Raw genomic sequence first — 12066 nt, 5'->3', positions numbered from 1 at the left:
CCCTGAGAATTACTTCGTATTTCGCCTACATCATGCCGCCCATGCCGCCGCCCATGCCACCAGCCATAGCTGACATGTCGTTTTCTTCTTTGATATCAACCACACCAGCTTCAGTTGTTAAGAACATTGCTGAAATAGAAGCTGCATTTTGAAGTGCAGAACGTGTTACTTTAGTAGGATCCACGATACCTGCTTTGACCATATTGACATACTCACCTTTGAGAACATCAAATCCAATACCCGCCTCTGCATTTTTTACTTTTTCAACTACAACTGATCCTTCAAGACCCGCATTAAAGGCAATTTGTCTAACCGGTTCTTCAAGTGCTCTTGCAATAATTAACGCGCCTGTTTTTTCATCACCCATCAAAGTTTCTGCCAAATCAAATATTTTTGAAATTGCAGCGATAAATGCTGTACCACCACCCGGTACAATACCTTCTTCAACGGCAGCACGTGTAGCATTAAGCGCATCTTCAATTCTCAATTTTTTCTCTTTCATTTCAACTTCAGTTGCAGCGCCTACTTGGATTACAGCAACGCCACCTGCAAGTTTTGCAAGTCTTTCTTGTAATTTTTCACGATCAAATTCAGAAGTGCTTTCATCAAGTTGTATCTTGATTTGACCCACACGTTCTTCGATAAGTGCTTTTTCGCCAAGGCCATCAATGATCGTCGTGTTGTCTTTATCAATTTTAACCGATTTTGCACGACCTAACATATCAAGCGTTGTCGTTTTAAGTTCGTAACCAAGCTCGTCAGAAACTACAACGCCACCTGTTAAGATTGCAATATCTTGAAGTATTGCTTTTCTTCTATCACCAAAACCTGGTGCTTTTACTGCAACACAATCAAATGTACCTCTGAGTTTGTTGACAATTAAAGTGGTCAAAGCTTCGCCTTCAATATCTTCAGCAATAATCAATAATTTGCCCCCGCCTTGAACGATTTGCTCAAGTACTGGTAAAATTTCTTGAATATTTGTGATTTTCTTATCTGTAATCAAAATGTATGGATTTTCAAGAAGTGCCACCATTTTTTCAGGATCCGTTACCATATAATGCGATAAATAACCTCTGTCAAATTGCATCCCTTCAACCACTTCAAGTTGAGTTGTATTTGTCTTAGATTCTTCAACAGTGATAACGCCATCCTTACCTACTTTTTCCATCGCTTCTGAGATAATAGCACCCACTGTGCGATCTGCCGCAGAAATAGAAGCAACATCTTCGATGTCTTTTTTATTTTCAATGAGAATACTTTCGCTTTTAATCACTTCAACAGCCACAGAAACAGCCTTTTCAATACCCGTTTTAAGGATCATTGGATTAGCACCCGCCGCTACATTTTTTAAACCTTCTCTTATAATAGCTTGCGCTAAAAGTGTTGCAGTTGTCGTACCATCGCCAGCAACATCATTTGTTTTGGTTGCAACTTCTTTAACCAACTGAGCGCCCATATTTTCATAAGCATCTTCAAGCTCAATTTCTCTTGCAATAGTCACACCATCATTTGTAATTAATGGTGATCCATATTTTTTTTCTAAAATAACATTACGGCCTTTTGGTCCCAAAGTTACTTTCACTGTATTTGCTAATTTATCAACGCCTGCTTCTAATTTTTTGCGAACGTCTTCACCAAATTTAATCTCTTTAGCCATGTTTCATTCCTCCTACATCCGATTTTGCTTATTCTAAAATTGCTAAAATGTCTTCAATCTCACAGATTGTCAACTCTTCATTATCTACTTTAATTTCAGTACCCACATACTTTTTAAAAACAACTTTGTCTCCGATTTTAACTTCGTCAACTTCCTTACCAATTGCCACAATCTCTGCCATTTGTGGTTTTTCTTTTGCTTGTGATGGTAATACGATACCGCTTGCAGTTTTTTCTTCTGCCTCTAATTTCCTAATAATAACGCGTTTCCCTAATGGTTTTAACATAAAATTGCCTCCTCTAAACATTCAAATTACATATTTCTCTAAATCATTTGCCATTACCAAAGCATACAAAATAGCAATTGATAACTCTTTATTTAGAGCACATCCTCATCATAATACAAGTCCTCTAAAAAATCAAGAGTTTTAGCACTCATTTTAACAGAGTGCTAACAATTTAACAATTTGTTTAAATTTAAGCCTCATTCATCATTTTAGATGCCATAATCACGGAGTCTAAATAGAGTTGATTGATCACAGAATAGTCCACTGAATGCTGGGTCGTCATCTCAATAATCATATCCCAGTTGCCTTTTTCATAATACTTTAGAAGTTTGATCAAGTCATGAAATGGGTTCTTGACCCCCATCAGGGCACTTTTCACATCTTCTTTGAGTGGTAATTGTTCTAAAACTTCAAACAACGGCCTTTCCATAATGGTATCAATAAGCGAAAAAAGACCTAATAGAAAAGACTCCATCTCTCTCTTCTCGAGTCCAAAATAGGGCGATACCTGCTCTGAAAAAATAGCTCTGATGAGAGATACTTTAATGATCTCCTCTGGCTTTTCTGAACTCACATCTCTGAGCATAATGAGTGTCACCCATTTTCGAATCTCATTTAATCCAAGCATGGTCAAAGCATGGTTGATACTCGTGATTTCACTACTTCTATAAAATGCTGGCGAATTGATAAGTCTCAGCAATTTATAGGTCAACGACATATCACTCTTTACAATTGTAGACAGTTTTTCAAAACTTGGTTCTTCATTAACGGTTTCTTTTAAAATCTCCATATAATTAAACGTCGCTACGTTGATGCCCTTACTTCTACATACCACAGGTTTTTCAAAGAAAAAGCCTTGAAATAGCTCATATCCTAAACTTACGGCTTCTTCAAAATCCTTGTATGTCTCAACTTTTTCAGCTAAGAGTCTAATGCCCTTGATTTTATATTTATCAGCTACTATTTTTCTGCCCTCATAACCCAGAACCAAAAAATCTACTTTGATAATATCCACATAAGGCATAATGACATCAAATTTCTCATCGTCAATAAAATCATCAAGCGCAATCGTGTAGCCTTTGCCCTTCAAATACTTGATTTTTTCTGCAAATTTACGATCCACATCCACGGTTTCGAGAATCTCTATGGTCAATGATTCGGGTGGAATCAAAAGCGGTAAATTTTCCATAATCAAATTTTTGGTAAAGTTAATAAAAGCCTTTTTGTCATTTGTAAGGCCCTCTATGCCAAAATTCACAAGTGCATCTGATACAACCGTTGTAGTGGCAAGATCGCCATCGTAATCTTCATGATAGACATTTTTTACCCCTTGACGATACAATATTTCATATGCGACAACGCATTTCTTGCTATTAAAGATTGGTTGTCTTGCCAAAAACACGTCCATTGTTTTCATTTTTCACCACCGATCCCATTCTTGTTTTCCCTCATATAATAGAAAAGAAACTGCTGTGCATAACCCCCGTATTCTGTGAAATATTCCTCCACAAATGCTTGATATGCTCTCGTTTGATCTTCAACATTATAAAAAGTCTGCAACATTTTTTTAACCCATGTGTCTATCGGGAAAGCTTCTTTATGATTCAAACTAAAAAGAAGTACACAATCGGCTACTTTATCTCCAACACCATAAAATTTCATTAGTTCAGCTTTTGCATCTGTGTAATTATACTGCTGATATGTCGACAAATCTATTTGTTCATCCACAATCCGCTTTGCAGTTAACGATACGGCCTTGGCCCTATAGCCTATTCCCTTGACATTTAAGTCTTCAAGCGAAGCTTTTGCAAGTGTTTCTACCGTTGGGAAGCTGTAATAGGGCTGTCCATTATGATCCCCAATGTAGGTTCCAAATCTTTGCGACAGTGCTTCTACACTCATTTTAATTTTGGGGATATTATTATTAGCAGAAATAATAAAAGTGATCAAAGCTTCAAAGGGATCTTGATTTAATAACCTTAGACCTCTATAAGCTTCGGTTGAAGTCTTTAAGTAATCGTCTTTTTCAGACAGTACTTTTAAAATTCGGGAATAATCTGCGCTTTCATCGAAATAATGCGCTATGGCGTTGTCTGAAACCTGAGCAATGGCTTGTTCTATTTTAATATCATAACCGAGACCATTCTCTTCAATGCTTATAACTGCACCTTTAACAACACCTATATACTGACTGCCTATTTTCTTCCATCTAAAGCACTGACCACATTCAAACGTGAAAATAGGACTAAATCCATTCGATTTTAAAAACATATCGCCTCCCTAATCATTGGTAATATTATATCTTATATGGATCAAAATAGCCATAACATCAAAAGAAAAAGCATCCCTTTTCAATCATAAGATTCGACTGTTCGGGATGCTTCCAAATTCATTTTGGGTCTTTTATAAAATTTATAATTGCTTTTTTAGCATCGAGATACAAATCAGCTTCTGACACGTTTACCAACTGCCCATGAGTTACTAACAAAGCCCCATTGACAAGCGTATGGCAAACATCTCTACTGGATGCATTGTATACAATCTGAGCATAAACATTCTCCGCATTTAAAGGTACCATCATCGATTCCAATTTATCAATTCGCAGTGTGATGAGATCTGCATGCTTGCCCTCTACCACACTCCCGATCTCTGATTCTTTTCCAAGTGCTTCTGCCGCCTTTATAGTCGCCATCTCAAAGACACTTTTTGCATTCATGATGGTTGAATCAAGTTGATTGCCTTTGTGAATCAGAGCAGCCATGCGCATTTCCATAAATATATTGAGTTCATTGTTGCAAGGACTTCCATCTGCACCCAAAGTCACCTTTGCCCCTCTTTGTAACATCGCGTGAACTGGGGCAAATCCGGATGCCAGTTTCATGTTGGAACTCGGACAATGGGCTATTACTGTCTCAGAATCTATCAAATGTTGCACTTCAAGATCATTTAGATGAATACAATGTGCTAAAATCACATGTTTTCCTAAAAAACCAATCCGCTTTAAATAATCAATATTTTCCATACCAGTTCGTCTTCTAACAATTGCAATCTCACCTTTATTTTCTGAAGCATGCGTATGAAGTCTAACGCCGTACGTCCTGCTCATCTTTACACTTGCTTTTAGCAATTCATCTGAGCAAGAGACCACAAATCGAGGTGCCAATGCATACTCAATTAACCCATTATGCGTTTGATGCCATTTTTTAAGCAGTCTTTCACTTTCAGAAAGGGACACCTCTAAACTTTCTATGAGCCCTTTGGGAACACCTTCATTATAATCCATCATACATTTGCCACTAATAGCGCGTATCCCCATTTCCTTCAAGGCTTCAAAGCTGGATTCCGTATGATTGACCGACTCCATATTGACAATCGTCGTCGTGCCTCCTTTTAGAAGCTCACCAATACCCACTTTGGATGAAATGTAGTTCGTCTCGGCCGTGTGTGCAGCTTCCGATGGCCAAATCTTTGTCTGTAACCAGTCCATTAATTGTAAATCATCCCCGAGACCTTTAAAAAGTGTCTGCGTCAAATGGGTATGTGTTTGTATTAACCCCGGTAATATCAATTGCCCTGTACAATCTATAAGTTCATCAAATTCACCAATCCCATTTTTCAAATCCTTTAAGTTTTCAAACGGATCATGCTTGATCACGCGCTCAATGACTTCATCCTTTATTAAAACACTTCCGTAAAACACTTCGCGATTTTGATTCATGGTCACAATCAAACCGTTACCCAGCACTCTTTTCATCATTCAACTCCATATCTGATTTTGTCTGTCAACTTACATTATAAGTCTATAAGATATTGCTACGGAGTTCATTATAAAAACCTTCCAATTCGTTTTCCATTATTTAGAATTCCTTCGGCGTTGCTGAATTTCCTTTACGGGTCTTAAAAGATCTGGATACTTCATGGATTTCATCTTTGGAAACGCCCGATAGAGCCTTAGTGCATAAATTTTTTCTGCAAGCTCTGCCTTAATATTTGCAGCTTCAACTTGTTTTTTTTCAATTGCATCTCTTAGGTTATATTCTACAAAATCGAAGCGTTCTCTAACTTCATGTTCAATTTTTTCTTTTAGATCACCATTAAAATCTTCGAAATCGCTCATTTTCTCTTTTATTTCTGCTGAAAGTGCCTGACGTTTCTCTTCAAAATCTCCGCGAACACGTTCGAAATCTTGTCGTATAGGCATGCTTATCCTTTCAATGTCATTTTTAAACTGCACACTGAATCTCTCAAGCTCTAAAATTAAGTTTCTGAGGTCTATCATACCTCTAACTGTTTTATACCCGTCAAGGGCAAAATAAAGCATTAGCATAATGCCTATATTGGTGTACATTGGTCCTTCCAAATAAGATAAGCCTCTCATAATCAAAGGATTGACAACTTTGATCACAAATACACCAATCGCCCCCCAACAGATCGAAAATTTCAAACAAATATAACCCATTATGTTAAACTTATTATTGGAATAATCCCACCACTGCGCATGAAATATTTTCTCTAAAAAGTAACCTGTCAACCACTCAATAGCCGATGTGATCAAGAGTACCAGAAAAAACATTTCTATTAAAGACAACGGCCTACTTTTCATGATGTAAAGATTAAAAACCTCTACGATGCTGATGATCGCTATGGCACCTACACCGTAAATTGGACAAAAAGGACCATATAAAAAACCTCTATTGATCCACTTATGTTCTATATAAAACGCGTAAAGAACCTCAGTTATCCAACCAATAAAAGCATATGACACAAATACTAAAAAGAGTGTTGTGAAGTCTGTTGCCATCATTGCCTCCGATAAATAATAATTAATTGTGATTTATAATTGATTTTTGCTCCACATTTCGATATAATTAACTTGCAGATTGCATTCCCGTGCAATTTTTACCATTTAACATTTTTTGTACATACTTAAATCACAAACCCCGATTTAAATATGGTTGTTGCCTTTGCTTTATTGCAAAGGCATTTTTTTTTTGACAGCAATACTTGAAAAGGATTTTTCTCTGAGACTTCAATCGGGAAAATTGTCAGTGAAAATCGATTTGAGGCATCGAATGAGTGCTCAAACAGGGTTAGTACCGTTTCAAAAATAAAAATCATGTCTTTATTTTATCCTAATTAGTTGGTCCTGACAATCCTCGAGAGACAACCTCACCAATATATAATTTTTGTCATCTAAAGACTCTCTTTTCCATTCCTCTAACAGAATAAGAAAACTGCAGACTGCAACAATACTGTTGCAACCTGCAGTATATTTTTTAATCTATAATGTGTTAAAGTATCAAAAACCAAAAGTTGATTCATATTCGCTTTAAAGCAACCTACCCCATGACCAATTTAATGGCAAAGAACACTGCAATCATATATGTTAAAACAGGAACTTCCTTTCCTCTATTTGTGAACACTTTAAGGATTACATACGAAAGTACGCCAAATACAATTCCTTCTGAGATTGAATAAGCCAGTGGCATCATGATTATTGTCAAAAATGCTGGGATGAGCTCAGTATAGTCATCAAAATCAATTTCTTTGATTGGACTCATCATAAATACCCCCACCAAGACAAGTGCGGGTGTTGTCGCTGCTGATGGAATCATAATAAACAATGGCGATAATAATAATGCCACCCCAAATAAACCCGCTGTTACGACAGCAGTCAATCCAGTTCTACCCCCTTCAGCAACCCCGGAAGCCGATTCGACGTAGGTCGTTACCGTACTGGTTCCGAAGATTGCTCCCACAGTAGTGCCTACGGCATCTGCAAAAAGAGCTTGTTTTACATTTGGCACTTTACCATCTTCAAGCATTCCTGCTTTAGTGGTTACCCCCACTAAAGTGCCCACTGTATCAAACATATCTACAAACAAAAATACAAATAATACAGATAGCATATCCATAGAAAAAATTTCACCCCACGCAAAATTAAAAAAATACGGTGTTGAAGGCAATTGCCACATCGCCTCTGGGAAGTGCGTAATCCCCATTGGGAACCCTATAATCGTCGTTAAAATAATAGAAATGAAAAGAGCACCCTTTACATTTAAAGCAAGCAACACACCCGCAATCACTATGCCGATTAATGCCAATAGACCTGAACCAGAAGTTACTGTCCCCAGTTGTACGATCGTGTCCCCATGGATAATGACCCCCGAATTGGCAAGGCCAATAAAGGCAATAAAAAGACCGATTCCTACAGAAATTGCACGCTTAATATTAGCTGGCAATGCATTTATAATAGCTTCTCTAACATTAAAAAGTGTTAATATCAAAAAGATAATACCTTCTAAAAATACTGCTGTTAGCGCAAATTCAAAAGACTTGTGCCCCGCTATAACAACCGTATACGCAAAAAAAGCATTAAGTCCCATCCCCGGTGCCAAAGCAAATGGTAGATTTGCAGCAAACGCCATTACCAATGTGCCAATAATCGCAGAAATCGCTGTAGCAGTAAAAACCTTTCCAAAATCCATACCTGCATCTGCAAGCGTACCTGGGTTAACAATGAGAATATACGCCATCGTCATAAAAGTTGTAAAACCAGCAATCGCTTCTGTTTTCACATTGGTATTATGTGCTTTGAGTTTAAAGGTCCTCTCAATGAACCCTACATTTTTTTCCATCTTAGATACCCTCCATAATTGGTCAGAGTGTCAGCATCTAGTTGTACGCGCCTACTCTATCCGATGCTATACCACGTACTTTCCGTAAGCGCATCATCAGGCGCAGGGTTACTCAACTTTTGACTTTTAACACTCATATTATAATTTCAAATAAAAAATCAAAACAAAATCAAAACACTCTTGTAGATCCTAAAGTACGTAACAATTTTATCAAACAAGTTTAAAAAAGACAAATATTTTTTTGATTTATTTGTTTTTTTTTCGTGTTTACTAATATGTTTGAACTCGCGATTACTCAAGCATAAAAAAACCTCCAATTCAACAATTGTCTGATAACAATTTGATTCTAGAGGTCAATGATCATGCGATATTTTCTTTTTACTTTTTTCTGAATGTTCGCTTATTTCAAATAAATAGGCCCTTAATGAGCGCATAAAAAATGGGCAGCAAAACGCTTGGAAGCATATTGCCAATCTTTAATTTTACATTCCCCACCATAGAAATCCCCAGTCCCAAGATAAGCAACCCACCTGTTGCTGACATCTGCACCACTACGGGATCAGTAAGCAATTGCTTCAATCCACCCGCTGCGAGTGTAATCGTCCCTTGATAGATAAAAACACTTACTGCTGAAAAAATGACGCCAACACCTAGTGTTGAAGCAAATATAATTGAGATGATACCATCTAGTATCGACTTCGCAAATAAAATTTCATGGTTGCCGTTTAAACCACTTTCGAGCGCACCCATAATTGCCATAGCGCCCACACAATAAAGCAAACTCGCCGTTACAAATCCCTTACTAAAAGTTGAACCTTCTGAAGCATATTTGGCTTGGAGATGGTCTCCCAGTTTTTCAAGTCTCTTTTCAATATCAACAATTTCTCCAATGACCGTTCCAATAACAATAAAAAAGATAATTTCCATGAGATATTGAGTGCCTTCAAGTGCACCAGACATCCCAATAAGTATGATGCATAATCCAACGCCTTGCATGATGGATTGACTCACTTTCTCAGGGAGCCCACCCTTAATCAAAAGTCCGACTGCCCCTCCAGCAACTATGGCTACGGCATTTACAATGGTTCCTAACATAAATTCTGCCTCCCAAAAACGATTTCTTAATATGTATCATAGAATATTTTGTGACACTAATCAATATTTATCGTGTATAGAATGCTGATTTCATCTCATTTTTTAATATTGGAAGACTCAAGAGACGATTGTATACCTTTTCGTAAATTTACAGTGGTATCTTATGTCCCTCCTAAAGTCAAAAGAGACTTTCTCGCATGGATCTACCCCATGCTGAAAGTCTCTTTTGAATACCTTATTCCCGATTCCCCCGAACCGGCTCAATGTAGAGCAGGTCGTAGATGTTGCCTGTGATGTCGATGTCGGTGATCTCCATTTTGATCATGCCCTCTGTGTTATAGTCACCGTTCCAGTCCACGCCCTTTGGGATGACGTAGAGTGTGGCTTTATAGCTCGGCTTTAGGCGCTCGTTCTCAAAGCTCTGGGTGGAGTCTGCATAGGGCAGGGCGTATTCAAATTGCCAGAGGTCACCTTCTGCGGTTTTCTTGGTGCGTCTTAGSCGTTCTGGGAAGTAGTATCTCGTTTTAAAGTCATCTTCATAGCGGTAGACGTTGTTGTACTTGTCCCAGTAGGTCATGGATTCCAGTTCTGGGCTGAGCCTTAGGAGCGCCYTTTCTATATCCCCTTGGATTAAGGCTTCAAAGATCACGCATTCGTGTGATAGAAACCGGTGGGGYTCTATGGTGGTGACTTCGCCCTTGAGTGTGGTCTGTCCTCGCCAGTGGTTCCAGTAGCCTATGGCATCGAAGTATTTGACGGTTACAGGCTGATAGTCAAAGGGCACTTCATCTATGGCACGGTTCCCTGATAGCGTCTGGGTTTCAAACCTTGCGGTGTACTGTCCAGAGGGTACTGGTGCACCTGTGACTGGATCTGTTGCGATGACTTTTATATTGCGCTTCCATGTCTCTTCGTCCTCTAGGCGATTCGCTTTATGCGTTTCTGAGGTTTTGGATAGAGCGAAGGTCTTTTCATAGGGGGTCCCTGAAAAGAGTCTGACGAGGGTCTCGTTTGAATATCGCCCTGTGATGCCTTTGAGGTCATAGGTGTTGCCACTTTCTGCGGTGAGTGATGCGGTGATTTTAACGGGTGTCTTCACTTTGAAAGGGTGTGTGTTGCTCATCTGGTCCTCGCCCGAAATCGGATAGTCTACACTTGTGCTCGTCTTTAGGTCTTTTAGGGCGAGTTCGATTTGATAGTCCCCATCTTTGTAAGACGCTGGAATCTCTATGGTGATGTCATGCCAGTGCCTTTCGCTTGCATTTGGTTCGGTGTAGTGAGCGGTAGAGCTATTGGTGTAGGCAATGTCCTTTTTAAGGGTTGTGCCAGCGTTGTTTTTTAAAGTGACTTCTATGCCATGTGCTAAGGTGGTGTTCACTTTTATGTCTTTGAGTTTTAGAATTTCTGATGCGGGGATGCTTTGGGTATTAAATTCTGGTCTTTCTGTGATTAGGGTACTGGTCAGGGTTATGGGCATTTCATCAGGCATTATAAACACCCTTTGATTGATCTTCGAGGTCGCCCCTTCAAGGTCTGTGACTGTCAGTGCGATTTCAAGGGTGTCTTTATAATTAACATTTGTAGGCTTGCCTGTGTGCCATGTGGTCTCGCCATTGATCTTGTATGCCCAGTCCCATTTAATAATACCTTTAGTTGCCATTGAAACATGGTCAAGGTCATAGGATAGATCGTTTAGGGTGATGCCTATGTCTGCGGCGCTGTAGTTGTAAGTGATGTCAAAGTCTGCTATGGGCCGTCTGTGTACATAGACTTTTAAGGTGGCTGGGTCTGAGGTTCTGTTGTAACTTATAAATCTTGCATTGGTGCTGGGTTTGTCTGTTGCTCTGTATTCGATGGTAAATTTGCCCACTTTGTCAAAGGTGGTCAGGGGTACGGCTAATACTTGATTGTGATAGGCGGATAAACCCATTGTGTTTTCAAAGTAGTCTTTGTCGTGAAGGGCACTTGACCGCTCTGAGAGTTTCGAGTCGTTTTCAAGGTCTCGGTAAAATTTGTCGTAGGTGATGGTGTCTTCGCCTAATATCATGTAAGTCCCACCATCGGGTGCAATTTGAATTTTGTTTTCGGCTATGATGTCTTCAAGCATTGCATCAATAGCATGCTCTGAATATTGTTTGCCCTTTGGATTTGCTGTTATCAACTTATCTCATTTAGATGCGCAGATAGGCGGTATAGAAAAAATAGAACCCAATACAGTCTATGGAAAGGATGGACACCTTTAAACATTCAAAGAGACACCCACAATCCTAGAAGGTGAAGATACGTTTACAAATGGGTTAAGTGTGCCTGAGGGCAGCCAGTATGTAGTTAAATATTAGGGTTATGGCTAAGTAAAAGTCATCTATCCATGGCAAGCAAAACATTCT

The 12066-nt window shown here is 38.8% G+C and carries 9 protein-coding genes; all 9 read right to left on the bottom strand.

What is annotated here, in order from left to right:
• Positions 1-25 precede the first annotated feature (25 nt).
• Positions 26-1660 carry a chaperonin GroEL gene (gene groL, locus F3D3_RS20455; protein WP_069876297.1) on the bottom strand — a complete coding sequence of 545 codons (1635 nt, stop codon included), beginning with the start codon at positions 1658-1660 and terminating at the stop codon, positions 26-28.
• Positions 1661-1688: 28 nt separating this feature from the next.
• Positions 1689-1946, bottom strand: coding sequence for a co-chaperone GroES (gene groES, locus F3D3_RS20450; RefSeq protein ID WP_069876296.1), 258 nt, complete (start codon positions 1944-1946; stop codon positions 1689-1691).
• A 190-nt stretch (positions 1947-2136) separates the two neighbouring features.
• Positions 2137-3363, bottom strand: a complete 1227-nt coding sequence (locus F3D3_RS20445; RefSeq protein ID WP_084389205.1) for an EAL and HDOD domain-containing protein — start codon at positions 3361-3363, stop codon at positions 2137-2139.
• Entirely contained in the window at positions 3360-4217 is an 858-nt protein-coding gene (locus F3D3_RS20440; RefSeq protein WP_069876295.1) for a DNA-3-methyladenine glycosylase, read from the bottom strand. The genes F3D3_RS20445 and F3D3_RS20440 overlap by 4 nt, the downstream gene beginning before the upstream one ends.
• A gap of 118 nt (positions 4218-4335) precedes the next feature.
• Complete coding sequence (locus F3D3_RS20435) at positions 4336-5703, bottom strand: 5'-deoxyadenosine deaminase (protein WP_069876294.1); 1368 nt, start codon at positions 5701-5703, stop codon at positions 4336-4338.
• A 96-nt stretch (positions 5704-5799) separates the two neighbouring features.
• Complete coding sequence (locus F3D3_RS20430) at positions 5800-6747, bottom strand: putative ABC transporter permease (RefSeq protein ID WP_069876293.1); 948 nt, start codon at positions 6745-6747, stop codon at positions 5800-5802.
• A gap of 538 nt (positions 6748-7285) precedes the next feature.
• The gene (locus tag F3D3_RS20425) at positions 7286-8563 is read right to left on the bottom strand and encodes an NCS2 family permease (RefSeq protein WP_069876334.1); all 1278 of its coding nucleotides are present in this window, start codon (positions 8561-8563) and stop codon (positions 7286-7288) included.
• Between the two features lie 426 nt (positions 8564-8989).
• Positions 8990-9679, bottom strand: coding sequence for a DUF554 domain-containing protein (locus F3D3_RS20420; RefSeq protein WP_069876292.1), 690 nt, complete (start codon positions 9677-9679; stop codon positions 8990-8992).
• A gap of 235 nt (positions 9680-9914) precedes the next feature.
• Positions 9915-11840, bottom strand: a complete 1926-nt coding sequence (locus F3D3_RS20415) for a hypothetical protein (protein WP_069876291.1) — start codon at positions 11838-11840, stop codon at positions 9915-9917.
• Positions 11841-12066: the final 226 nt, after the last annotated feature.

Origin of the sequence: Fusibacter sp. 3D3 (assembly GCF_001748365.1) — a bacterium.
Lineage (GTDB): Bacteria > Bacillota > Clostridia > Peptostreptococcales > Acidaminobacteraceae > Fusibacter_A.
Note: the sequence above shows the minus strand (reverse complement) of the source record. Positions and strands in the feature narration are given on the sequence as shown.

What these genes read in the sequence shown, in the direction of transcription:
- F3D3_RS20435 (WP_069876294.1), bottom strand. Translation starts at nt 5,703, where the DNA reads ATGATGAAAAGAGTGCTGGGTAACGGTTTGATTGTGACCATGAATCAA.
- F3D3_RS20430 (WP_069876293.1), bottom strand. Translation starts at nt 6,747, where the DNA reads ATGGCAACAGACTTCACAACACTCTTTTTAGTATTTGTGTCATATGCT.
- groL (WP_069876297.1), bottom strand. Translation starts at nt 1,660, where the DNA reads ATGGCTAAAGAGATTAAATTTGGTGAAGACGTTCGCAAAAAATTAGAA.
- groES (WP_069876296.1), bottom strand. Translation starts at nt 1,946, where the DNA reads ATGTTAAAACCATTAGGGAAACGCGTTATTATTAGGAAATTAGAGGCA.
- F3D3_RS20445 (WP_084389205.1), bottom strand. Translation starts at nt 3,363, where the DNA reads ATGAAAACAATGGACGTGTTTTTGGCAAGACAACCAATCTTTAATAGC.
- F3D3_RS20420 (WP_069876292.1), bottom strand. Translation starts at nt 9,679, where the DNA reads ATGTTAGGAACCATTGTAAATGCCGTAGCCATAGTTGCTGGAGGGGCA.
- F3D3_RS20440 (WP_069876295.1), bottom strand. Translation starts at nt 4,217, where the DNA reads ATGTTTTTAAAATCGAATGGATTTAGTCCTATTTTCACGTTTGAATGT.